The organism is Sphingobacterium corticibacter (genome assembly GCF_003076635.1).
GTDB lineage: Bacteria > Bacteroidota > Bacteroidia > Sphingobacteriales > Sphingobacteriaceae > Sphingobacterium > Sphingobacterium corticibacter.
Genome location: NZ_QDKG01000001.1, coordinates 87,235 through 112,243, shown reverse-complemented (window position 1 = coordinate 112,243; position 25,009 = coordinate 87,235). Strand labels below are relative to the sequence as shown.

At 43.0% G+C, this 25,009-nt stretch carries 25 protein-coding genes; 21 read left to right on the top strand and 4 right to left on the bottom strand.

Features of this window, described 5'->3' with window-relative positions; all coding sequences use genetic code 11:
• Positions 1-50 precede the first annotated feature (50 nt).
• On the top strand, positions 51-452 hold the full coding sequence (locus tag DC487_RS00480; protein ID WP_116773982.1) for an acyl-CoA thioesterase: 402 nt from the start codon (positions 51-53) through the stop codon (positions 450-452).
• Between the two features lie 184 nt (positions 453-636).
• Here DC487_RS00480 and sucC read toward each other — a convergent pair whose 3' ends face one another.
• Positions 637-1,830 carry an ADP-forming succinate--CoA ligase subunit beta gene (gene sucC / locus DC487_RS00475; protein WP_116773981.1) on the bottom strand — a complete coding sequence of 398 codons (1,194 nt, stop codon included), beginning with the start codon at positions 1,828-1,830 and terminating at the stop codon, positions 637-639.
• Positions 1,831-1,955: 125 nt separating this feature from the next.
• Between sucC and DC487_RS00470 the strand changes: the two genes are divergently transcribed.
• The 5 genes from DC487_RS00470 to DC487_RS00450 are packed head-to-tail and all read left to right on the top strand — an operon-like array spanning position 1,956 to position 6,411.
• Positions 1,956-2,612, top strand: a complete 657-nt coding sequence (locus DC487_RS00470) for an ABC transporter ATP-binding protein (protein WP_116773980.1) — start codon at positions 1,956-1,958, stop codon at positions 2,610-2,612.
• 9 nt (positions 2,613-2,621) lie between these two features.
• Positions 2,622-3,080, top strand: a complete 459-nt coding sequence (locus tag DC487_RS00465; protein WP_116773979.1) for a hypothetical protein — start codon at positions 2,622-2,624, stop codon at positions 3,078-3,080.
• Between the two features lie 9 nt (positions 3,081-3,089).
• Positions 3,090-3,629, top strand: coding sequence for an HAD family hydrolase (locus DC487_RS00460; RefSeq protein WP_116773978.1), 540 nt, complete (start codon positions 3,090-3,092; stop codon positions 3,627-3,629).
• A 47-nt stretch (positions 3,630-3,676) separates the two neighbouring features.
• Positions 3,677-5,383, top strand: a complete 1,707-nt coding sequence (locus DC487_RS00455) for a S41 family peptidase (protein ID WP_116773977.1) — start codon at positions 3,677-3,679, stop codon at positions 5,381-5,383.
• A 20-nt stretch (positions 5,384-5,403) separates the two neighbouring features.
• On the top strand, positions 5,404-6,411 hold the full coding sequence (locus tag DC487_RS00450) for a LacI family DNA-binding transcriptional regulator (RefSeq protein ID WP_116773976.1): 1,008 nt from the start codon (positions 5,404-5,406) through the stop codon (positions 6,409-6,411).
• A gap of 24 nt (positions 6,412-6,435) precedes the next feature.
• Here the strand turns inward: DC487_RS00450 and DC487_RS00445 are convergent, their stop codons facing one another.
• Genes DC487_RS00445 through DC487_RS00435 form a run of 3 tightly spaced genes read right to left on the bottom strand, consistent with a single transcriptional unit; the run spans position 6,436 to position 8,557 of the window.
• A complete protein-coding gene (locus DC487_RS00445; protein WP_116773975.1) occupies positions 6,436-7,011 on the bottom strand; it encodes a non-canonical purine NTP diphosphatase in 576 nt (191 codons plus the stop codon).
• On the bottom strand, positions 7,004-7,570 hold the full coding sequence (locus DC487_RS00440) for a hypothetical protein (protein ID WP_116773974.1): 567 nt from the start codon (positions 7,568-7,570) through the stop codon (positions 7,004-7,006). The genes DC487_RS00445 and DC487_RS00440 overlap by 8 nt, the downstream gene beginning before the upstream one ends.
• A 6-nt stretch (positions 7,571-7,576) precedes the next feature.
• Positions 7,577-8,557, bottom strand: coding sequence for a deoxyhypusine synthase family protein (locus DC487_RS00435; RefSeq protein ID WP_116773973.1), 981 nt, complete (start codon positions 8,555-8,557; stop codon positions 7,577-7,579).
• Positions 8,558-8,863: 306 nt separating this feature from the next.
• Between DC487_RS00435 and gltB the strand changes: the two genes are divergently transcribed.
• The 15 genes from gltB to DC487_RS00360 all read left to right on the top strand — a co-directional run bounded on the left by gltB (position 8,864) and on the right by DC487_RS00360 (position 24,978).
• On the top strand, positions 8,864-13,378 hold the full coding sequence (gene gltB, locus DC487_RS00430; protein ID WP_116773972.1) for a glutamate synthase large subunit: 4,515 nt from the start codon (positions 8,864-8,866) through the stop codon (positions 13,376-13,378).
• A 12-nt stretch (positions 13,379-13,390) separates the two neighbouring features.
• Positions 13,391-14,857, top strand: coding sequence for a glutamate synthase subunit beta (locus tag DC487_RS00425; protein ID WP_116773971.1), 1,467 nt, complete (start codon positions 13,391-13,393; stop codon positions 14,855-14,857).
• A gap of 122 nt (positions 14,858-14,979) precedes the next feature.
• Complete coding sequence (locus DC487_RS00420; RefSeq protein ID WP_116773970.1) at positions 14,980-15,552, top strand: Crp/Fnr family transcriptional regulator; 573 nt, start codon at positions 14,980-14,982, stop codon at positions 15,550-15,552.
• Between the two features lie 107 nt (positions 15,553-15,659).
• Complete coding sequence (locus DC487_RS00415; RefSeq protein WP_116773969.1) at positions 15,660-16,082, top strand: VOC family protein; 423 nt, start codon at positions 15,660-15,662, stop codon at positions 16,080-16,082.
• A 3-nt stretch (positions 16,083-16,085) separates the two neighbouring features.
• Complete coding sequence (locus DC487_RS00410) at positions 16,086-16,535, top strand: SRPBCC domain-containing protein (RefSeq protein ID WP_116773968.1); 450 nt, start codon at positions 16,086-16,088, stop codon at positions 16,533-16,535.
• A gap of 106 nt (positions 16,536-16,641) precedes the next feature.
• Entirely contained in the window at positions 16,642-17,013 is a 372-nt protein-coding gene (locus tag DC487_RS00405) for an iron chaperone (protein ID WP_116773967.1), read from the top strand.
• Entirely contained in the window at positions 17,010-17,450 is a 441-nt protein-coding gene (locus DC487_RS00400) for an SRPBCC domain-containing protein (protein WP_116773966.1), read from the top strand. The genes DC487_RS00405 and DC487_RS00400 overlap by 4 nt, the downstream gene beginning before the upstream one ends.
• A 211-nt stretch (positions 17,451-17,661) precedes the next feature.
• Positions 17,662-19,971 carry a putative monovalent cation/H+ antiporter subunit A gene (locus DC487_RS00395; RefSeq protein WP_116773965.1) on the top strand — a complete coding sequence of 770 codons (2,310 nt, stop codon included), beginning with the start codon at positions 17,662-17,664 and terminating at the stop codon, positions 19,969-19,971.
• A gap of 6 nt (positions 19,972-19,977) precedes the next feature.
• On the top strand, positions 19,978-20,391 hold the full coding sequence (locus tag DC487_RS00390; protein ID WP_116773964.1) for a Na+/H+ antiporter subunit B: 414 nt from the start codon (positions 19,978-19,980) through the stop codon (positions 20,389-20,391).
• Positions 20,392-20,395: 4 nt separating this feature from the next.
• The gene (locus tag DC487_RS00385; protein ID WP_116773963.1) at positions 20,396-20,752 is read left to right on the top strand and encodes a Na+/H+ antiporter subunit C; all 357 of its coding nucleotides are present in this window, start codon (positions 20,396-20,398) and stop codon (positions 20,750-20,752) included.
• Entirely contained in the window at positions 20,749-22,257 is a 1,509-nt protein-coding gene (locus DC487_RS00380) for a proton-conducting transporter transmembrane domain-containing protein (protein WP_116773962.1), read from the top strand. Before DC487_RS00385 ends, DC487_RS00380 begins: the two co-directional genes overlap by 4 nt.
• Positions 22,258-22,263: 6 nt before the next feature.
• The gene (locus tag DC487_RS00375; protein WP_116773961.1) at positions 22,264-22,740 is read left to right on the top strand and encodes a Na+/H+ antiporter subunit E; all 477 of its coding nucleotides are present in this window, start codon (positions 22,264-22,266) and stop codon (positions 22,738-22,740) included.
• On the top strand, positions 22,737-23,009 hold the full coding sequence (locus tag DC487_RS00370; protein ID WP_116773960.1) for a monovalent cation/H+ antiporter complex subunit F: 273 nt from the start codon (positions 22,737-22,739) through the stop codon (positions 23,007-23,009). Before DC487_RS00375 ends, DC487_RS00370 begins: the two co-directional genes overlap by 4 nt.
• Positions 23,002-23,439 carry a monovalent cation/H(+) antiporter subunit G gene (gene mnhG / locus DC487_RS00365; protein WP_116773959.1) on the top strand — a complete coding sequence of 146 codons (438 nt, stop codon included), beginning with the start codon at positions 23,002-23,004 and terminating at the stop codon, positions 23,437-23,439. Before DC487_RS00370 ends, mnhG begins: the two co-directional genes overlap by 8 nt.
• Positions 23,440-23,583: 144 nt before the next feature.
• The gene (locus DC487_RS00360; protein ID WP_116773958.1) at positions 23,584-24,978 is read left to right on the top strand and encodes a peptidylprolyl isomerase; all 1,395 of its coding nucleotides are present in this window, start codon (positions 23,584-23,586) and stop codon (positions 24,976-24,978) included.
• Positions 24,979-25,009 lie beyond the last annotated feature (31 nt).

Genomic DNA, 25,009 nt, shown 5'->3' with positions numbered 1-25,009 from the left:
CCTTTTTTAATGACCATATTACACGATTATTAAACGACAAGTTTACACCTATGAATTTTTACACCCGCAAATGGATCAAACCTGAAGATCTAAATCCTAATGGTAGTCTATTCGGAGGAACACTGCTACGTTGGATCGACGAGGAAGCCGTTATTTACGCTATTGTACAATTGGAAAACCCCAACATCGTTACCAAATATATCTCGGAAATCAACTTTGTGAGCTCAGCACGCACTGGCGATATCATTGAGATGGGGATCGAGGCAATTGATTTCGGTAGAACATCACTCACCATGCGTTGTGAGGTGCGTAATAAGATTACTCGTAAAACGATCTTGTCTATTGACAAGTTGGTGTTCGTTAACTTGAACGAAGAAGGTACACCTACGCCACATGGCAAAACAGAGATTCACTACAATTATTTGGGAATCGAACCGGATAAAAGAGATTAGTTTTTAATAGAGCGTCATTGCGAACCCGAAGTATGAGGGTGCTGCGATCTAAAAAGCTTTTAACCCTTTCAACTTTCTAAGCTCTATTAACCTTATCAACTCTTTCAACTCCCTTTCAACATAAACACAAAAAAGCCTTTCGGAAATCCGAAAGGCTTTTTGCATGATTACGGAAGTTAAAACCTTAACCGCCTAATACTTCAGATACTAAATCTGCCGCTTCTTTCAATGCGATTGCAGAGTATACTTTCAAACCAGATCCGTCGATTAGTTTTTTAGCTTCTTCTGCATTCGTACCTTGAAGACGAACGATGATTGGCACTGGAATATTTCCAATTTCTTGGTAAGCATCAATCACACCTTGAGCAACACGGTCACAACGAACGATACCACCAAAAATGTTGATTAAAATCGCTTTTACATTTGGGTCTTGCAAGATGATATTGAATCCAGCTTTTACAGTTTCTGCATTTGCAGTACCACCAACATCCAAAAAGTTAGCTGGCTCACCACCTGCTAATTTAATGATATCCATAGTAGCCATCGCCAAACCAGCACCATTTACCATACAACCTACGTTACCATCTAATTTCACGTAGTTCAGGTTTGATTTACCAGCTTCTACTTCGGTTGGATCTTCTTCTGAAAGATCGCGCAAAGCAGCGATGTCAGCATGACGGTATAGGGCGTTTTCATCCAAATTTACTTTGGCATCTACCGCTAATATTTTGTCATCAGATGTTTTTAGTACAGGATTGATTTCGAACATAGATGCATCGATAGCATCATATGCTTTGTACAATGCTGCTACGAATTTGATCATGTCTTTTTGCGCAGCACCCGATAAGCCTAAATTGAAAGCAATTTTGCGAGCTTGAAATCCTTGCAAGCCTACTTTAGGATCAATTTCTTCTTTGAAGATTAGGTGTGGTGTTTTTTCAGCCACTTCTTCAATATCCATTCCACCTTCGGTAGAGTACATGATCATATTGCGACCAGAAGCACGATCCAAAAGCACGGACATATAGAACTCTTTAGTTTCACTTTCTCCGGGGTAGTACACATCTTGTGCAACAAGCACTTTGTTTACTTTTTTACCTTCTGGGCCTGTTTGAGGAGTTACTAACTGCATACCGATGATATCCGTAGCACGTTGCACGACCTCATCGTGGTTTTTAGCCAATTTCACACCACCACCTTTTCCGCGGCCACCGGCATGAATTTGGGCTTTGACAACCACCCAGTCCGAATTATACTCTTCTTTCAATCTCTTTGCAGCATCTAAGGCTTGCTCAGGGGTTTCGGCTACAATACCTTCTTGTATGCGTACTCCGAAACTTTTAAGTATTTCTTTTCCTTGATATTCGTGAATATTCATTGATTCAATATTTCCAGTAAAAGTAGTTTTTTTATTTGTAAGGGGCAAGTTATTGTTATGTAAACGACAATTTTGACAAGCTAAATACCGAATCATAATCTAGCTATTTTGTGTAACTTCGCTCTATGATACTACAGGCCAAAGACATTTTTAAGACGTATGGCGAGCTCCAAATATTGAAAGGTGTAAGCCTTGAAGTCGACAAGGGAGAAGTCGTATCAATTGTGGGCGCTTCTGGAGCCGGTAAAAGCACACTGTTGCATATTATTGGAACGCTAGACAGGCCAGATAAAGGCAGGCTCTCCCTCAATGGGCAAGAGCTCGACAAACTAAATGAGAAAAAACTAAGCGATTTCCGCAACCGCAACATCGGATTTGTATTTCAGTTTCACCATCTCCTTCCAGAATTTACGGCATTAGAAAATGTGTCAATTCCGGGATATATTGCGGGAGCTCCGCAAAAAATGGTGGAGAAACGGGCAATGGAACTACTCGAACGACTCGGTGTAGCCGATCGTGCCGGACACAAACCGGGCGCATTGTCTGGAGGTGAGCAACAGCGTATATCGGTAGCGAGAGCGTTGATTAATAACCCAGCCATCATATTAGCCGATGAGCCGTCGGGTAATCTCGATTCCGAAAATGCAGCCTCTTTGCACCGTCTTTTCTTTGATCTTCGCGATAGCATGCAGCAAACCTTTATCATCGTGACGCACAACGAAGAATTGGCCAGTATTTCCGACCGCACGATCCACATGCGCGATGGATTGATCTACGAATAAAAAACAGTTATGTCTACCATTTTACTCACCTACGGCACAAGACCCATTGCACAGCGCATTGCCAAATTATTAAGCACGCAACATCAACTGATTCTGGCGACTAATGAAGAAGTTCCGTCGGTTTTAGCCAACACGTACAAATCCATACCTAACCCCGCCAACCCCGTTTTTGCACACGAGATGCTCAAACTGTGTTTGGATCAAGGAATTGACACTGTTCTTCCGCTGGGAGAAGCTGAAATCGAAGTTTTAAGTAGATCGACCATTCTGTTTGAAGAATATGGTATTAGCGTCCTTTTTCCTTTGCTGACTCCGCAACAAGAAGTCGCGAAGCAAGTTACATCCGACATATCCTTGCAAATTATACATCATAGCAAATCGTTGTTAGACGAAAGTCAATCACCTGATGCTATAGAAAATGGGGTGTATGCTATCGTAGGTAATAATTGGCTTCCAGTCATCATCTAACTCGTATCTATGAAAATCATAACTCCTGCAGCAGATAAGCAGCTCTATTTATTTGAGGTGGATGATGTCTTGTATCCCAAGCGTGATTACGTATTACAAATCTATTATCTATTCGGTCAGTTTGTAGAATTTACCGAATCTAAACCCATTGCGGCAGCCATCACGCAATTTATGAAGGAGCGTTTCGAAGCCGATAACACCACCGGACTGCTACAGGCAACGCAAAAGGAATTTGGCTTGTTAGACAATTACGTTGAAAATTTTGAACGCTTGCAAGCCAACGCACACCTACCGTTAAAACTCTTATTATTCGAGGAAACCAAAGAAAGTTTTCGTGCATTAACAGATTCTGGAAAACAGTTTGCCATTTTGACAGCGGGAAACCCTGTGTTACAATTAAACAAACTAAAGCACATAGATTGGGCTGGCTGGGATCAGAAAATAAAAATTTACTTCACAGATGAATTGGTTTTCAGAAAAATAGACCCTTTTTCTTATATTGCAAATGAGTTTGGTCTGGATGCAGCAGCGATACAGTATATCCGATAGCGTGAATCCTACCTTGCCGCTTACGCCTAATATATACAGATATTGTGATGAAAATCGCCTTACACCAAATCGCGGCACCTGTCTTCTCAAGATTGTCTATTATATCTTGCAAGAAAGAAAAGATGTACTCAGGTGTTGAAACAAAGGTTCTGAAAAGTACCAAACAGCTTGTGTATCTCAAATACACATCCGTGATAAGACCATGTCGCCACATCTTCTGCACACTAATTTTTGCGTTGTTTTTAGGATCACTAGTTTCGTGCAAGAAACAGATTGATCCTGTAAGTCCTATTGAACCTAGCGCCAATCGCTCTATTGAACAGCTGGTTGCAGATAGTGTATATTATTATTACAAAGAGCAATCGTATTGGAGCAGTGCTATAACGACCTATAATCCTATTAGCACGTTTACCGACCAAAATATCCCAAAAAGTGTCGATTTCATGAGTAATGCAAGACTTGCTCTTAGCCTTTTGAAGAATCAAACACCTGTATACGCGGGCTATAATAATACATCTATTGATCGGTTCTCTTTTGTAGCAACATCTTCTCTTAGTAGCAGTAGTTTGCGCGCAGATAAATCTGACGGATACGGCATATTTGAAACGGTAGCGCGCATCAACAATGACACCATCGGATATATTTATATCAGCATGGTAGAAGGTGGCTCTCCTGCATCTCGAGCAGGAATAAGACGGGGAGATAAGATTGTTGGCATCAATGAAAATCGTAATCTGAATGTTCCGATATCGGACGATAACATCATCCTTGACCAACGAGCAATAACTTTGGTCGAACAGGCACTTCTAAGTCCTGCTTTTAACATAGAGATAGAGCGAGCGGGCGTATCACTGAAATATGATTTGCAGTACGGCAATTATGATATTGATCCATTAGCGGTTGACACCATATATACCTTACAAGGAAAGAAAATCGGATACTTTGCCCTTACTTCATTCGAGCAAACTAATGGAACATCTGGAGCGGTCTTCAAGTCTAAGTTAGATGGAGTTTTTGCAAACTTCCAGCGAGAGCAAGTAGAGGATATCATTGTAGATCTTCGATACAACACAGGTGGCTATGTCCATGCAGCAGAATATTTAGCCAATCACCTCATCAATAACGAGGGTAATCAAAAATTGATGTATAAATCTGATACAAATCCGAATCTGCGTATGGGCCGATATGCCGGAGAGTTTGACGATGTTAGTTTCATAAAAAGTACTACCCTTAATCCACGAAAACTCTATATACTGATCGGCCACAATACCGCTTCGGCCAGCGAGTTGGTTATCAGCGCACTTATGGCGTACTACAATCCAAAAGGAAATAATGATATGGCTTCACGTAGGATGGAGATCATTGGAACTCTGCAAGCCGTCAAATCAGGCGCCACCATCCCAAGTACTTATGGTAAGCCTATGGGTTTTTTCCCTCAAAAAATCATGAATAGAGTAGATCTTTGGGCAGCCTCATTTAAAATTATAAACGCGCTTAATTACACGGATTATTGGGATGGCATACCGGCAACTAACCCAAACCCTGTTCAAGATAATGTGTTGTACAACTTTGGAGATCCAAGAGAATCTATGATCGCAACAGCTCTCTATCACATTGTGAATAATAGATATCCAACGCAGGCAAATACGCAAGCCCGTGGCGTCCGTAATAAGACTACCGATAATATGACGCAGACTCAGATAATACGAAACCTACATGAACGGACACCTCGTGAACTAATAAAAGGCAGGTAAATCTTTTTAACTAAGAGCAAATGCAAACAGACAAACCTGCAACAATTAAGGAGATAGCACGTAAACTGAAGATTTCGACCTCGACCGTATCTAGAGCTTTAAATAATCATCCGAGTATCGGTTTGATCACCACCGAACGCGTAAAGCAAATGGCTAAAGAGCTTCAATATGAACCGAACCAAACAGCCATCTTTTTTAAACAGCGAAAAACCTTTACGATCGGTGTTATAGTACCCTATTTAGCAGAACCTTTCTTTGCAGATGCGATTGGATCGATAGAACAGTATGCTAACGAAAAAGATTACACCGTAATTTTAAGTCAATCATTTGATGATGAAATGCGAGAACTAAAAATCATTCAGACTTTTAAAAGACATCGAGTTGATGGCGTACTAATTTCTTTGAGTAAAAGCACCACAGATTTTACTTTTATAGACACATTACGTCAAGCGAAGATTCCGGTAGTTTTCTTTGATCGTGTACCTAAGCGTACTGATGTGCATCGGGTTTTTAGCGATCTTTCTACTGGGATGAGAGAAGCTATCGAAGCATTTGTAAATCGAGGACATCAGAATATAGCCTTGATAAACGGACCTGACACAATGATTGCTTCACAAGAGAGACTGAGCAGCTTTCAAGATGCTATGAAGCAACATAATCTACCGCTGAATAAGAACTACATCGTAAGTACCGATCTTTTTGCCGACAGTAATGAGCAAGCGATGGAAACACTGATTAATCTTCCAGATAGACCTTCGGCAGTAATTGCTTTTAATGATATGGTGACGCTGGATGTTATGCGCTATTTGAGAACCAAAGGCCTAGTTTTAAATCAGGATTTCTTTTTCATCAGTTTTGCAAACTATCCTGGATGGGAATACATTGACAATCCCCCCATGGGGAGCATCGAGCAATATCCTAGAAAACAAGGATTAAGGGCGGCCGAAATTTTATTTGAGGCTATAGAGCAGAAGGAAGTTTTAGCGGCTCAAACTGTCGTATTTCCATCTAAGTTGGCGCTTACCTAATAAAGAAACGTAGAATAGCGATTTTTATTGACCGCGCAGAAACGCCACTAATTTCTCCACTGCTACCGCACGATGACTAATTTTATTCTTCTGCTCCGCGGTCATCTCTGCAAAAGTCTGTTCATATCCTTGCGGTATAAAGATTGGATCATAGCCGAAGCCCGCTCCACCGCGCTCATTCGCAATGATATGTCCTTCCACCGATCCATCAAAGAAATGCTGTTCACCGCCTATACTAAGTGAGATGACCGTCCGAAAACGAGCCGTACGATCAGGATTGTCACCTAGCTTTTGTAGTACCAAAGCAATATTTGTATCCATATCGCGCGTACCGCTATAATGCGCAGAATACACGCCGGGTTCGCCGTCCAGCGCATCAATTTCTAAACCCGAATCATCCGCAAAGCAGTCCATCTGGAAATGGTTCACCACATAATCGCTTTTTTGCTGCGCATTGTGTTCAAAGGTATCACCCGTTTCCGGTATGTCTGCCGTGCAACCAATGTCTGCCAAGGATAGCAAATCAAACTCTGCGCCCAACATCGCTTTTACTTCTTCCAACTTGTGAGCATTGTTGGTCGCAAATACCAGTTTAATCATTTGTAATAAATTTTTTGAACTCAAGCCAGAAGGCTTTCTTCTTCTCTACATTAGCAAACATCTCCTCAAAACTATACGTATTGAATACGGTAGCCACCTTGCCTCTCATATATTCGTTGTGCGGAATTGGCGGCAACACTAAAGAAGCCGGCTCTACACCGAGCAACGTAATACGAGTCGGCTGGAAGAATTGCATAATTCGCTTAAAATCGTTGGGATTATGCGTATTGGCTAAGTTGACCACCGCCACATCAGCTACCGTAAGGCCAACTGCCGCTAGGATTTTCTCGAAAGCATCCAATGCACCTGGAGAGAAATAATCAAAGTCTGGATAACGTAGGATAAATAGAATTCGTTTCTCTATCGACCCTTGGTAGATAAACTCCTCCGGACTGCGCGCCGTGGTGACGTCATTGTCCGGAGGAGTAATCAATGATTGTGCTTGCGCCTGCTGAAAACTATTCGAAGGTTGGTCATCAACGGTAAAATCCGCAGAGAACAGCGTTTCGTTCATCAGCGCGTTGAGCGCAATGGGGTGATTTGTCAGCAGGTTGGACATCGTATTTTATTGACCTAAGATCCAAGCAAAGATTAACGGTGCTACAATTGTAGCATCCGACTCTACAATGAATTTTGGCGTGTTGATATCTAGTTTACCCCAAGTAATTTTTTCGTTGGGAACAGCACCAGAATACGATCCATAAGAAGTCGTAGAATCTGAAATCTGGCAGAAGTAAGACCAGAAAGGCACATCATGCCATTCCAAATCTTGGTACATCATTGGCACCACACAGATCGGGAAATCACCCGCAATACCACCACCAATCTGGAAGAAACCAACTCCTTTGCCGCCAGAATTCTCGCGATACCATTCGGTCAAGTAGACCATGTATTCAATACCTGATTTCACGGTTGATGCTTGTAATTGTCCCTTGATCACGTAAGAAGCGAAGATATTACCTGTGGTAGAATCTTCCCAACCTGGTACCACAATAGGAATATTTTTTTCCGCAGCAGCCAAGATCCACGAGTTTTTAGGATCAATCTCGTAATACTGTTCGAGCTCACCAGAGCGAACTACTTGATACAAAAACTCGTGTGGGAAATAGCGCTCGCCAGCGGCTTCGGCTTTCTTCCAAGCAGCCTCTAAATGTGATTGCAAACGACGGAAAGCTTCTTCCTCTGGGATACAAGTATCTGTTACACGGTTATAGTGATTCTCCAACAAATCCCACTCATCTTGCGGAGTAAGATCGCGGTAGTTAGGCACACGCTTATAGTGCGAATGTGCCACTAAATTCATTACATCCTCTTCTAGGTTAGCACCTGTACATGAAATAATGGCAACTTTATCTTGGCGAATCATCTCCGCCAGAGAAATACCCAACTCTGCTGTACTCATCGCGCCAGCCAATGAAACCAACATCTTTCCACCTTCGTCCAAATGCGTTTCGTAGCCTTTTGCTGCATCTACTAACGCTGCAGCATTGAAGTGAAGGTAGTTTTTCTCAATAAATTGAGAAATAGGACCTCTGTTTTTCGTCATGATCTATTAAAAATTTAGATGGTAAATCCTTTCTAACAAAGGTAGCCTTTTTTGACGAAAAGCTAATCGCTACTTAAAATCTCCCTGATCTACTTTGTTTGGCTCGAATATGGCTCGTATTATGAGGAGGAGAATAAGATTTGTCAACATTTCAATATTGACAACAAATCAAGCATAAAATACAAATAATACGATATAATCAGCTCAAGTTTAAATTTGTATCAAAATAATAAGCTAAAAAATGAAAATTAATTAAAACCGTATTGTATTTATTATTATATTAGCAAACTAAATAATAGAGGAAGTATGATGTACGATAGTTTGCAGGCAGCCGGATTATACAATCCGGAGTTTGAACATGATGCCTGTGGTGTAGGATTTGTTGCACATATAAAAGGGGTAAAATCACATAATCAAGTGGCTGATGCATTGACCATGTTAGAAAACATGGAGCATCGCGGTGCCTGTGGTTGTGATCCAGAGAGTGGTGATGGTGCAGGGATTATGATTCAATTGCCACATGAGTTTTTGTGGGAAGAATGTATTAATCTGGGCATACAACTGCAAGAACCGGGCTACTATGGCACCGGTATGGTATTCTTGCCAAAAGAACAAGAATTGAACGCACTTTGCCGATCACTTATCGAAGAAGCAACGAAAGATCGCGGCATGGATTTCCTAGGATTTCGTGATGTGCCTGTCAATCGCGAAGGCATTGGCCCAACCGCATTAAGTGCAGAGCCAGAGATTGTACAATTTTTCGTTTCTCGCCCCGAAGGCATCAAAAACACAGAAGATTTCGAAAGAAAACTATACGTTCTTCGTCGCCTGATCGTACAGAAAGTAAAAGAACACCAAGAATATCCCCTACCCTTATATTTTGCATCTTTGTCTTGTAAAACCATCATTTACAAAGGACAGTTGACCACCTATCAAGTAGGCACGTACTACAACGATTTACGCGATTCGCGCGTGACCTCTGCTTTCGGCTTAGTTCACTCTCGTTTCTCTACGAATACCTTCCCATCTTGGGCATTGGCGCAGCCGTTCCGCATGATGGCTCACAATGGAGAGATCAATACCTTAACAGGTAACTTGAACTGGTTTTACGCGGGTGCAAGAGCATTATCTTCTCCGTATTTCACCAAAGAAGAGATGGACATTCTTCTTCCAGTAGTAGATAAAGGCCAATCAGATTCTGCATGTTTGGACAATGTGGTGGAGTTACTGCTACATTCAGGCCGTAGTCTGCCACATGTGATGTTGATGCTCGTCCCAGAAGCTTGGGATGGTAACACGCAGATGGATCCGTTGAAACGCGCATTTTATGAATATCACGCGACCTTAATGGAGCCTTGGGATGGCCCAGCAGCACTTTGTTTCACGGACGGAAAAATCATTGGTGCAACCTTAGACCGCAACGGACTGCGTCCATTGCGCTATGCAATCACTTCAGATGATCGTGTGGTTGCTTCTTCAGAAGCAGGTGCTTTACCAATTCCAGAAGAATTGATTATCGAAAAAGGCAGACAACAGCCTGGAAAGATCTTCGTGGTGGATATGGAAGCAGGCCGTGTACGCACAGACGAAGAAGTAAAAGGAGAATTAATCCGCCAACAACCCTATGGAGAATGGTTGGACAACTATAAAATCAAGTTGAAGGAATTGGCTGAACCGCGCGTTACCTTCACTTATCTATCAAAAGAATCGGTATTTAAATACCAACAATCGTTTGGATACACCCGCGAGGACCTAGAAACCATCATCGCACCGATGGCGCTGACCGGCTATGAGCCGATTGGTTCTATGGGTACCGATGTACCTTTGGCAGTACTATCCGATCAACCACAACATTTATCGAGTTATTTCAAGCAATTCTTTGCGCAAGTAACCAATCCACCTATCGATCCTATTCGCGAGCGTTTGGTGATGAGTCTGGCTACATTTATCGGTAATGCAGGAAACATTTTGATCGAAGACAAAAAATTCTGTCACTGTGTCGTATTAGAGCACCCGATCATCACATCGAGCGAATTAGAAAAATTACGCTCTATCGATACTGGCGTATTCCAGGCGAAAACCTTGCAAACGTATTTCAAAGCCGATGGACAACCTGGTTCTTTGGAAGCAGGTATTGAACGCTTGTGTCGCTACGCAGATGATGCCGTAAAAGATGGTTTTGAAGTCATCATTTTATCCGATCGTGCGATTGATTCGCAGCACGCTGCTATTCCATCTATCTTGGCCGTTTCTGCTGTACATCATCACCTGATCAAAACAGGTAATCGTGGTGCGGTTGGCTTGGTAGTCGAAGCGGGTGATGCATGGGAAGTTCACCATTTTGCCTGTTTGTTGGCGTTTGGAGCTACGGCGATCAATCCGTACATGGCCTTGGCCAGCATCCGTACGATGAAAGAAGAAAAGCAATTGGACACCGATCTTTCATGGGATGAGTTACGGAAAAACTACGTGAAGGCAGTATGTGCTGGCTTATTGAAGATCTTTTCTAAAATGGGAATCTCGACGCTACAATCCTATCATGGAGCGCAGATCTTTGAGATCTTGGGAATAGACAAGCAAGTGGTAGATACATATTTCTGCGGTTCGGTATCACGCATCGGCGGATTGACATTAGACGATATTGCACGCGAAGCGTTAGCCAAACATGCCAAGAGCTTTGAGACCGGTCGCGTACCAAAAGAAATCTTGCCAGAAGGCGGAATCTACCAATGGAAACGTCGTGGCGAAGGCCACTTGTGGAACCCACAAACCGTTCACTTATTGCAGCAAGCTTGTCGCAACAACGACTATCAATCGTACAAAAAATATGCTTCACTGATCAATAATCAGCAAGAGCGTATGTTTACGCTGCGTGGTTTGCTCGACTTCGCCAAACACCGTACGCCAGTGCCATTGGAGGAAGTAGAACCAGCTAGCGAGATCTTAAAAAGGTTTGCTACAGGTGCGATGTCTTTCGGCTCGATTTCGCACGAAGCACACAGCACCTTAGCGATCGCCATGAACCGCGTTGGCGGCAAATCGAACACCGGTGAAGGTGGAGAAGACGAAATTCGTTACACACCTTTGGAGAATGGTGATTCGATGCGCTCCGCGATCAAACAAGTGGCTTCAGCTCGCTTTGGGGTTACTTCCAACTACTTGACGCAAGCAGATGAAATTCAGATCAAAATGGCCCAAGGTGCGAAACCCGGAGAAGGTGGACAGCTACCAGGCCATAAAGTAGATGATTGGATTGCTAAAACGCGTCACTCAACACCTGGCGTTGGACTGATCTCTCCGCCTCCACACCATGACATTTACTCAATCGAAGATTTAGCGCAGCTAATATTTGACTTGAAAAATGCCAACCGTGCCGCTAGAATCAACGTAAAATTGGTTTCTAAAGCGGGTGTAGGTACGATTGCAGCGGGTGTAGCTAAAGCACACGCCGATGTGATCTTGATCGCCGGATACGATGGTGGTACGGGTGCCTCACCGCTAAGCTCGGTAAAACATGCTGGTTTGCCTTGGGAATTGGGATTAGCCGAAGCACACCAAACGCTCGTACAAAACAGACTACGCAGTCGAATCGTTTTGCAGGCTGACGGACAAATGAAAACAGGTCGTGATTTGGTCATTGCTACCTTGTTAGGTGCCGAAGAATGGGGCGTTGCGACGGCGGCATTGATCGCAGGTGGTTGTATCATGATGCGTAAATGTCATTTGAACACCTGTCCGGTAGGCGTGGCAACGCAAGATCCAGAATTACGCAAATTATTCTCTGGTAAACCAGAAGATGTGGTTCATCTATTCCACTTCTTGGCAGAAGAAATGCGCGAAACCATGGCTGAATTAGGCTTCCGCACCATTAATGAAATGGTTGGTAAAGCACAATTCTTGAAAAAACGCGAAGATATTCCACACTGGAAAGCACAAAAAGTAGATTTCTCTGGCATTCTACACGTAGCCAGAAATTTCGCCGAAGATTCTTTATATAACACCGAAGAGCAAGATCATGGCATGAGTATGATCTTAGATTGGGCATTGCTGAAACAAGCGGAGCGCGCTATTGAATTCAAAGATCCGGTATTTGGCACCTTCAAGGTCAAAAATACCGATCGTACTATTGGCACGTTGTTGTCCAACGAGATCTCGAAAGTATATGGTTCTAAAGGCTTGCCAGAGGATACCATCAACTTCAAATTCGAAGGTTCAGCCGGGCAGTCATTCGGAGCATTTGCGACCAAAGGATTGTCCTTTGAGTTAGAAGGCGAAGCCAATGATTATGTCGGAAAAGGTTTATCTGGTGCGCAGTTGGCCATTTATCCAGCTAAGGAAAGCACTTTAGTACCAGAAAACAATATTATTATTGGCAACGTAGCATTGTATGGCGCTACTAGCGGACATCTCTATATCAATGGATTAGCGGGTGAACGTTTCGCCGTAAGAAATTCTGGCGCTACAGCAGTGGTTGAAGGCATCGGTGATCACGGTTGCGAATACATGACTGGCGGCCGAGCGTTGATCTTGGGCGCTACGGGAAGAAACTTTGCTGCAGGTATGAGTGGCGGTATCGCATGGATTTACGATATCAACGAGACATTCCGCGACAATTGTAATCAAGAGATGGTAGATCTAGATCCGTTGGATACCGAAGATGAAAACGAGATTATCATCTTATTAAAGAAACATATCCATCTGACCAATAGCGCAAGAGCAGCTTATATCTTGCAACATTGGGCAAATGAGAAATACAAGTTCATCAAAGTATTCCCAAGAGAATACAAGAATGTGTTAAATAAAAAATTAGTGGTCGCTTAGCGGAGGAAAGTTATGGGAAAACCAACAGGATTTTTAGAATATGATAGAGTTGCGCCTCAAAAGGATAAAGCAGACAGTCGCGTAAAAAATTATGAAGAGTTTGTTCAACCTTATTCCGACACGCAACTAAACGAACAAGCGGCGCGATGCATGAATTGTGGTATTCCATTTTGCCATTCGGGTTGTCCGCTTGGAAATGTGATCCCAGAGTTCAATGATGCCGTATACGATGGCAAGTGGGAAGAAGCCTACCAAATATTGGTATCCACGAATAACTTCCCCGAATTCACGGGAAGAATATGTCCGGCACCTTGCGAGGCGGCCTGTGTATTGGGCATCAACAAGCCACCGGTATCTATTGAAGAAATTGAGAAACACATCATCGAGATCGCTTTCAAAAAAGGCTACGTGAAGCCAAACAAAAGCTTTTTGAAAACAGGCAAAAAAGTAGCGGTTGTAGGTGGTGGACCAGCAGGATTGGCTGCTGCTGCGCAACTCAATAAAGCTGGGCATGATGTAGTAGTCTATGAGCGTGATGATAAAGTCGGCGGCTTGTTACGCTACGGTATTCCAGATTTTAAATTGGATAAATCGGTCATCGATCGCCGAGTAGAGATCATGCAGCAATCAGGCATCGAATTCCGCACGAATGCGGAGGTCGGCAAAAATGTGCCAACTTCGGAATTGGACGCGTACGATGCGGTGGTATTATCTGGAGGCTCAACTATTCCTCGTAACCTCAATATCAAAGGAAGAGAATTGAAAGGCGTGCACTACGCGATGGAATTTTTGAAACAACAAAATAAGCGCGTGGGTAACTCTCCGATTGACGTGGAAGAAATCACCGCTACGGGCAAAAATGTATTAGTCATTGGTGGTGGTGATACGGGATCGGATTGTGTGGGCACATCCAACCGTCATGGCGCAAAAAGTGTCACACAATTCGAGCTAATGCCACAACCGCCGAAAGAGCGCACTGCAGCGATGCCATGGCCATCTTACCCGATGTTGTTGAAGACAACAACGTCGCACGAAGAAGGATGTGAGCGCCACTGGAGCGTAAGCACTAAAGAATTCTTAGGTGACGAACAAGGTAATCTACGCGCTGCATTAGTCGTAGATCTGGCATGGGAAACCGATGCACTTGGTCGACCTACAAAATTCACGGAAGTAGAAGGCTCTGAGCGTGAAATTCCTTGTGAATTAGTCACACTAGCGATGGGATTCTTACATCCACAGCATGATGGCTTGTTGGACGAAGCGGGTATTAACTATGATGAGCGCGGTAATGTCAACGCCAAAGAGGGTGAATACCAAACTTCGAAAGCTAAATATTTCGCCGCAGGTGATATGCGCAGAGGACAATCTTTAGTCGTTTGGGCTATATCAGAAGGTCGCGAATGCGCACGCAAAGTCGATGAATACCTGATGGGATATTCGGAATTGGAATCAAAAGATGCTATTTATTCCTACGCGTAACCTGCGTCAGTAAGTAGCTAGATTAAGCGCATAAAATTATTGATTGAAAGCAAAGCCTGTTCTTATTTGAACAGGCTTTCTTTATATTCGTATAGTCATAGCTACTCCAACGCGCTAAACTTATGAAAGAGCTTATTTTGTCACAAGTCTATCAACATCCTTTGATCTCAGCGGATGATCTTCGCCGCATTATAGACGCACATCATCCGCGCTCCTTCAAAAAAGGTGAGGTGATTTACAAGCGAGACAAAGTGCTCAACGAATACTTGGTGCTCGAAAGCGGACTGATTCGTTCGTACACACACAATTATAACGGCGACGAGATTACGACAGATTTCTTTGGGCAATACGAGGTAGTCATCGAAGTACTTTCGCTATTTCAGCGAACTCCGCTTCAAGAAGACCTGCAAGCACTTACCGACGGCTGCGGATGGACAATCCCGTATGACATCTTTCAGGAATTATTTCATACGATTCCGGGATTCAGCGAATGGGGAAGGCTCTGGATGACCAACAAATTGTTTCAATTCAAACAAAAATCCATCGACATCATTACTCAATCGGCCAAAGAGCGCTATTTGGACATTTTAACGAACAAGCCACAGATTATCCGTCACGCACCGTTGAAACAAATTGCCAGTTTTTTAGGCATCACCGACACTTCCCTGAGCCGCATTCGTAAAGACATTGGCTAACGGCCAATTACTTGCCATAAGGCAAGAGCGACCAGGAGTTTATCTGTTAGATTTGTTTATACTTCGGCATCACTAATTGTCGTTTTCACTTTATAAACAACTATACTATGATTGCAAATCCTTATCTCAATTTTGAGGGCAAGACGGAAGAAGCTTTTCGTTTTTACCAATCCATCTTTGGTGGCGAACTCAACATACAATACATGCACCAAGTGCCCGACTTTGATGTACCCGAAGAGGAAAAGAATTATGTGATGCATGCCTCCATTCCCTTAGGCAAAAATCAACTTCTGATGGCCTCCGACTGCTTAAAAAGCGCTGGACAAACCGTGACACCAGGCAACAATAATTACATCTGCCTCATCGTAGATAGCCGTGATGAAGCAGATCGACTCTTCCATGAATTATCGGTTGAAGGTGAGGTCGAAATGCCGATGGAGGATATGTTTTGGGGTGACTATTTTGGTTCGTTAAACGATCAATTTGGTGTCCGTTGGATGATTTGTTTTGAAAACCCTAAAGAAGAATAAGAGATGAAAAAACTCCAATATAACATCGACATTATAGCCCCTAAGGAACTAGTTGCTGATCAGATGATCGGCAAGGAAACCTATCCGAAATGGACCACGCCATTTAGCCCGACGTCAGACTTTGAAGGCGGCTGGAATAAAGGCAACAAAATTAAGTTCACTTCGCTGGATGAGCATGGCAAAAAACATGGTGTGTTAGCAGAAATTGTGGAGCATATCCCCCATCAATTTATCACCATGCATCATTACGGCTATTTGCATGGTGATCAGGAAATTACAGAAGGGCCAGAACTTGCTGGATGGGAAAATTCTTTTGAAAACTACTATTTCGAAGAAAAAGAGGGCGTCACCACCGTTCGTGTAGAGGTGACTGACGACGGCGAGCATAGCGAACACATGAATGAAATCTGGCCAAAGGCGCTGGAGAAATTAAAAGCCATGTGCGAAGGATAAGATTAGCGCAGCGAATATTTCCCCAACCGTCGCCAATATTTATAATTGGCATGAGTTTAGGCATGATATTCGATTAAGGTGTTTTACAAAGGTTAAGCGTTTTGCCATGGAAAAAAAAGACTGGGTAGATGTAGATAGCTACATCGCGTCATTCCCAAAGGAAGTACAACAAAAATTGCAAGATATTCGAGCAATCATTGTACGCATAGCTCCAGATGCAAAAGAACAGATTTCTTATGGTATGCCTGCGTACAAACTGCATGGCAAGCCATTAGTATATTTTGCGGCTTTGAAGAATCACATCGGTTTTTACGCCACACCTACTGGTCACGAAGCCTTCGCTAAAGAGTTGTCGGCGTACAAACAGGGAAAGGGCTCGGTGCAATTTCCTTTAGCAGACCACTTGCCTTTAAATCTTATCGAACGAATCGTTCTTTTTAGAAAAGAAGAACAGGATGCTAAACACAAAAAATCATGAACATAACCCCGACTACCATTTCAACAACTATCGACACCACGCTCGAAGCAGCATGGAAATTTTATACGGAAGCAGAACATATCGTACAATGGAATTTTGCTTCCGATGACTGGGCTTGTCCCAGTGCATCCGTCGATCTGCAGCCTGGCGGCGAATACAAAACACGCATGGAATCAAAAGATGGCACGATGGGCTTTGATTTTGAAGCCGTTTATTCGGATGTATCCGCACCCGAACAGTTGAGCTATATCTTGACAGATGGGCGCAAGGTAAACACGCATTTTTCAGAAACTTCGGACGGGATATTGGTGACCACCATTTTCGACCCAGAAGATAGCAACGATCACGAAATGCAACGCGCAGGCTGGCAAGCGATTCTCGACAACTTTAAAAAGTACGCAGAACTACAAATGGAAACACCTCCGGATTTTGAATAATCTGAAGTCTCGTGGAAAACACGACAATGTACTTGATACGCTTGCTCGATAGCTTTCAGCAACTGAAACAATAGAGTAGCAACGCAAAGTTAATGATGGCTGATTTTACAATAAAATCAGCCATTCTCGTTAAACAACCCATCGTTTAAGGCAAGAAAACGGGCTTTTTTTAGTAATTTTATCCACAACCATCACAATTTAGGTCGGATACATGCTATTAACGGTAATTCTAGGATTATTCAGCGCATTGCTGATGTTGCCTTTTGGCAACAAAATTAAGACAAGATGGAGCGTTTTACTGACGTTCGTACCTGCTATCATATTCATTTATTATCTGCAATATGTCCCTGCAGTGTCGACGGGAACGATTTATACGCAAATTCTTCCTTGGGTACCATCCATGGATATCAATTTTGCATTTCGATTGGATGGTCTATCGCTTCTCTTTGCGTTGTTGATATCAGGAATTGGTACCGCCATATTTCTATACGCGATCAAATACCTCAAAGGACATCCGTACTTTGATCGCTTTTTTGGTTATCTATGTCTGTTTATGGCAGCCATGCTCGGCGTGGTACTGTCCGACAATATTTTTTCATTATTTATCTTCTGGGAATTAACGAGTATAAGCTCCTTCTTTCTGATTGGTTTTAATAACGACAGTGATGAGTCTCGCAAAAGCGCTCTGCGGGCGCTGACCGTCACCGGAATGGGCGGATTCTTTCTTTTGGCAGGCTTAACGCTATTGGGAAATATTGCCGGCACATACCAAATATCAGATTTGGTAGCAGCACGAGATCTCATCATTGGGCACAAATTGTATCCGCTAATCCTGGCACTTATTTGCTTGGGCGCATTTACTAAATCCGCTCAATTCCCGTTTCATTTTTGGCTTCCGGGAGCGATGAAAGCGCCGACACCCGTTTCCGCTTATCTGCACTCGGCGACCATGGTAAAGGCTGGTATTTACCTCTTAGCTCGCTTCAATCCTGTGCTAGGCCAGACCGAATTATGGAGCTATACTTTGATGATTGTTGGCGGATTTACCATGATTTTCGCAGCATTTCATGCACTTTTCCGATTGGATTTGAAAGGTATATTAGCGTATTCTACGATATCTGCTCTTGGTGTACTAACTTTTTTGATTGGACTGGGGACCAAGGAAGCTATCATTGCGGTGGTGGTTTTCATCTTGGTGCACGCTTTGTACAAGGCCACGCTCTTCATGGTGACGGGTATTATCGATCACGAAACGGGCACGAGAGACATTAGCAAACTCGCTGGATTACGAAAAATAATGCCTTGGGTAGCTGTAGCCGGCGGTTTGGCCGCTTTATCCAGTGCTGGCTTACCACTTACATTTGGTTTTATTGGCAAGGATTTAATTTATGCGGCCACACTCGAAGGCGGCGGCACAATTTCTGTGATCTTAACCAGTTTGGCTGTGGCCACCAATATCGCTTTGGTTGCTGCCGGTTTTATGGCTGGACTGAAACCTTTTTTTGGTGCGCTACCAGACTCTTTGAAAGATACGCACCGACCATACGCAGCGCTTTGGATTCCGCCACTTATTTTGGGTGCACTAGGTTTAATTGCCGGCATTCTCCCGGGCATTACCGGAAGCTACTTTTCGCTGCAAGCTGCAGACGCCGTTTTTGGCGGCAATACAGATCTTCATTTAGCGCTTTGGCATGGCGTCAACACCGTTTTGATATTAAGTTTGGCTACGCTAGGAACGGGCACCTTGGTATATCTTGCCAACAAACCAAATCCTAAAAAACTAAAAGCACTAGAACGCTTGAATGTGATCTCGCCTCAATATTTCTTTGACCTGATCGGACAAGGATTGCTAAAGCTGTCGCAAGGCTATACGAATGTAGTGCACAATGGATACCTGCGCTCCTACCATTTAAAAATCATTCTATTTGCCGAGGCTTTATTGGCCTACAAGCTTTGGCTTAGCGGCCCTATTCAGTTAGATTGGTCAAGTTTGACAGCGCTCTCCATTTACGAAGTAGCGGTTGTACTCATACTGATCGGTGCTGTGGGCATTGTATTATCCACACCTTATCTTCTTACGGCCGTTGTGGCTATGACAGTAGTAGGTTATTGTATCTGTTTGATGTTTGTATTCTATAGCGCACCAGATTTGGCGATGACGCAGTTCACGATTGACACGTTGACTACCGTACTGTTTGTATTAGTGCTTTACAAATTACCACCGTTCTTGAAGCTAGAAAGTTCCACACGCCGCTACCGAGATATTGCAGTAGCGATGAGTTTTGGCGTCATTCTTTCGCTTATTGCGCTCAAAGTAATGAATGAACCGATTGATAAAAGCATCAGTCAGTTTTATGGCGAGAATGCGTACCTATTAGCCAAAGGCAAGAATGTGGTCAACGTGATTCTTGTTGACTTTCGGGGAATAGATACCATGTTTGAAACCGTGGTGTTAAGTATTGCAGCCATCGGTGTGTATAGCTTACTGAAATTGCGTTTAAAATCTTCTGAAAAAGAATAATCTGATATGAGAAGTACGATCTTACAAACCGCTACGCGGTATTTGCTCCCTATACTGCTCCTGTTTTCGGTGTTCTTGCTATTACGCGGTCACTACTTCCCAGGAGGAGGATTTGTCGGTGGATTAGTCGCATCGATTGCCTTTGTGCTACATAGCTTCGCTAATGGTGCAGAAGCGTCTATGAAAATCATGCGCCGCAAGCCGCTTTCTCTAATCCCGATTGGGTTAGGATTGGCCGTTTTGAGTGTAATTATTCCGACTTTCTTTGGCTATCCGCCGATGACAGGATTATGGTTGGAGGAGAAGTTTCCAGTAATCGGTTCGGTCGGCACGGCCTTGTTTTTCGATATCGGCGTGTATCTCGTTGTATTAGGCGTAGTGCTCACCATTCTATTCACTATATCGCTCACCCAAGACTAAGCACATGGAATTATTACTAATATTGCTTCTTGGCATCATGTATGCCGCTGGTGTATACCTGATTCTTCGTCGCAGTATGATAAAGTTGCTGTTAGGCATTATGATGATGGGGAATGGTACCAACATTTTAATCTTCGTCATGGGCTCGATTACCAAAGGAAAGCCTCCCGTTATCAATACCAATCACAATATCTTTCAAGACATTTATGCCGATCCGATTCCGCAAGCCTTGATCTTGACGGCCATCGTCATCAGCTTTGCCTTATCGGCATTCGCTATTGTATTGCTCAAGCGAGCATACGCGCTGTTGCAAAAAGATGATTTGGATGACCTTAATACCCCCGAAGAAGAAGATATATGATAGACAACCATATTTTAGCCGCTATTTTCGTTCACCTCATTACTGCGATCCTGCAGTTAATTGCGTGGCGCAAGACCATTACGCAGCGATATTTATCGGTGGGCGGCACTTTCTTGGCATTAATCGTAGCTATTCGACTATTTGAAAAAGTCTATACAGATGGTACACTAACACTGAATGCATCCAACTGGGAAGCGCCTTTCGGGATTGTTTTTGTTGCCGATTTATTGGCCGTCACTTTGGTTCTTTTAACCTCCATCGCTGGCTTTGCCGTATCCATATTCTCCACCACCGGTCTCAGTCGGCAACGAATGATGTACGGCTATTTCCCCATTTTTCATTTTCTATTAATGGGGTTAATTGGCGCATTCCTTACGGGGGACATTTTTAATTTGTACGTATGGTTTGAGGTGATTATTATCTCCTCCTTTGTACTCATGACCTTGGGCGGGCGAAAGGCACAGTTAGAAGGTGCTATCAAATACATGGCGCTCAATATCTTGGCCTCCATGTTTTTCCTGACCGGAATAGGAATTTTGTACGGCATTACCGGATCACTGAATATGGCCGATTTGGCGTTCAAGATTCAAGCCGTAAAGAACCAGACCCTCATCGGCATTACCTCTATCTTTTTCATTTTAGGATTTGGTATCAAATCGGCCGTGTTCCCTTTATATTACTGGCTACCATCTTCGTATCACACACCACCATCAGCCGTGGCGGCTACCTTTGGCGGCTTGCTAACGAAAGTGGGAATCTATGCGATGCTACGTGTCTTTAGTTTGATCTTTATCCCCGATGATTTCACGAAGCAATTGCTTTTAGTCATTGCCGTGCTCACCATTCTTACTGGTGCATTGGGTGCATTAGTAAAAACCAATGTACGCCGACTTTTTTCTTACCTTATTGTGTGTCATATCGGTTTTATGGTAGGTGGATTGGCTATGTTTACCAAGATCGCGCTGATGGGAACGATATTTTATTTGATTCATGATATCATGGTCAAAACGAATATGTTTTTAATTGCCGGCGTCATTCGACAATTACGCGGCTCGATGGATTTAGCGAAGCTCGGTGGTATTTATGGTGAATATCCTAAGATATCACTCCTTATTGCTATCGTATTGTTTTCACTGGTTGGTATTCCGCCATTATCTGGTTTTTGGCCAAAAATATTTTTATTCCAAGAAGCATTCGGGCAAGGGCAATACATATATGTTGCCGCATTGATTGTAGGAAGCTTGGTCACTTTATATGTGATCGCTCAAATGTGGTCGGAGGTATTTTGGAAGAATGCGCCTGACCCATCCGTGCTAGAGAACAAGTTTGAGCCTATGCCGTTGTTTAAAAAGATCCTGTTGATTTTACCCGTAGCCATATTGGCCGGAGCTTCTCTATACATTGGATTGTATGCAGAAGGTGTCGTACAAGTGGCAGACCGAATATCTAATGAATTAATAGACACTACCCCTTATATCGAAGCGGTATTAGGGCCTAAAAGATAATTTGATATGATTAAGTATTTCTTGATGAATCTATTGCTATCCTTCATCTGGGTAGCATTGACGGGTTCGCTTTCTTACTCTAATTTCATCTTTGGTCTGCTCTTAGGCTTTTTCGTACTATGGATCATGAGCCGCAATGAGTACGATCAACGTTATTTCTACCGCGTACCTAAGATTATTAGCTTTCTGTTGTATTTCATCTGGGAGATGATCAAAGCTAATTTGCAGGTAGCATACGATGTGATGACACCGAAGTACTTTTTCCGTCCAGGTGTGGTGTTATTTCCACTGAGTGCTAAAACAGATTTAGAGATCAATGTATTATCGACCTTTATCTCGTTGACACCGGGGACTTTAATTTTGGACGTGAGCGAGGATAAAAAAGCGTTGTACATACATGTCATGTATTTGAATGATCCCGAAACTTTTGTAAATAGTCTTAAAATGGGTGTAGAACGCAGATTGATGGAGGTATTACGATGACATTAGGCACCTACTTTGATTATGTGATTTTACCGATCCTTACTTTGTCGGTATTATTGGTTTTCATCCGCATCGCGAAAGGCCCATCTGTAGTAGATCGTGTGGTCGCGTTGGATGTTATGATTACCATCGGTATAGGTATTATTACGATTTATAGTATTCGGCAGAATCAGGAGGTATTGCTCGACGTGGCAATTATCTTGGCACTGATCGCCTTTCTAGGTACTATTGCCTTTTCGTATTACATAGAAAAACAAAAAGATGATTAATATTATATTAGGTATCCTGAGCACTATCGGTGCACTATCGATCTTATTTGCATCTATTGGTTTGATTCGTATGCCAGATTTTTACCTGCGCCTATCTGTTACCGTAAAGGCGTCGACTCTTGGTGTCGGACTCTTTTTGATCTGTGCTGCCATTATGTTTCCTGATGATATTTCGGTCACGACAAAAGCGATTGCGATTCTCTTCTTTCTGATTATAACTGCACCGGTGGCAGCACACATGATTGCCCGTACGGCGTATATTACAGGAACACCTTTGTGGAGAGAAACGGTAATTGATGAATTGCACGGTATGTATAATCAAGAAACACACGAGTTAAAAAGTGATCCGGAAGAAGCCGCAGAGGAGAATGAGCAAGATCCTAACATGCCAAACGGACAAATAGCAGACAGCGACGAGAAAACGGAATAGAATTTCACAACGTTAAAAAGGGTTAAAGCAGCAGTGGCACCTCAAAAAACAGCTACCTTTGCACACGGTATTTAGTGTAAATAATTCCATACCTTTGTATCTCAGAAGGATGAATATCTTTGGATGAATAAATCAACAAGAAAAATGAAGAAGTACGCGATTTTATTTATTGTATTTGCATTCTCAGTAGTGCAACTCGCGCAAGCGCAAGATAAATTAATCGATAGGGTGGTTGCGACAGTGGGGTCAAACATCATTTTACAATCAGATGTCGATATGGAATACACCAAGTACCTAGCGAACGGTGGAACCGCGAATCCTAATTTCAAATGCCAGGCTTTGCAACAGCTTATCATGACCAAGTTATTGGCTCAGCAAGCCGTGATTGACTCGGTAGAAGTCTCTGAAGCCGAGGTGGATGATCGCATCAATCAAAACATGCGACATATGATTCGCCAAGCAGGAAATCAGGAGCGCTTGGAAGGCTTTTTGAAGAGATCGGTATTACAGTATAAAGAAGAAATTCGTCCGACGATGTCGGAACAAATGCGCGCCGAGCGTCTGCAAGGCAATATCGTTCAAAAAATCAGTGTTACGCCACAAGAAGTAAACCGCTACTTTGACGGACTGAATAAAGATAGTTTACCTTATTTCAATACAGAAATTGAAACCGGTGAGATCGTGATTGAGCCGGTATTGACCAAATCCGAAAAAGAACAATACAAAACCAAGGCTGAGGGATATCGTCAACAAATATTAGCGGGATCGGACTTTGGAACGATCGCTCGTTTTTACTCCGAATGTCCATCTGCACCTAACGGCGGTGATTTAGGTTTTGCAACACGTGATAATTACGTCAAGGAGTTTTCGGCTGTAGCCTTCAAATTAAAACCAGGTGAAGTGTCAGAAGTATTCGAGACTCCTTTTGGGTTTCACTTTTTACAAGTGCTAGAAAGACGTGGCGAAGAGGTGAATGTACGCCACTTGTTGATCACCATGAAGCCTACACAAGCCAGCTTGGATCGTGCAAAATCGAAGATCGACAGTGTATACAATCTAGTCGCTACTGGCAAGATGAGCTTCCACACAGCAGCGTCCATGTATTCCGATGCTAAAGAAACTAAATTTAACGGGGGTATGGTGTTCGATCAAAACTCATACACACGGAGTACCGTGATTTCAGTAGACGGTTTAGATAAAGATCTTTTTGCAGCAATCGACACATTGAAGCCCGGACAATATTCAAAACCTTACCTATTTTCACATGTGACGGATGCGCACCGTGATGGTATAAAAGCATACAAGTTTAATTACTTGAAAACTCGTGTAGCACCTCACCAAGCAAATATGGCGCAAGACTTTGCGAAGATACAGGAAGCTGCACAGCAAGATAAGGTAAATCGCTTTTTAAGTGAATGGTTTGAAAAACGCACCGCAGCGACGTATATTCATGTCAACGATGATTTCTCGACTTGTGATGATCTAGAACTTTGGCTGAAAAAACCAAAGGAAGACGAAAAGGTAGCGCAAGCCAATTGATATTATAAAAAATTAACACGTTAAAAAGGGG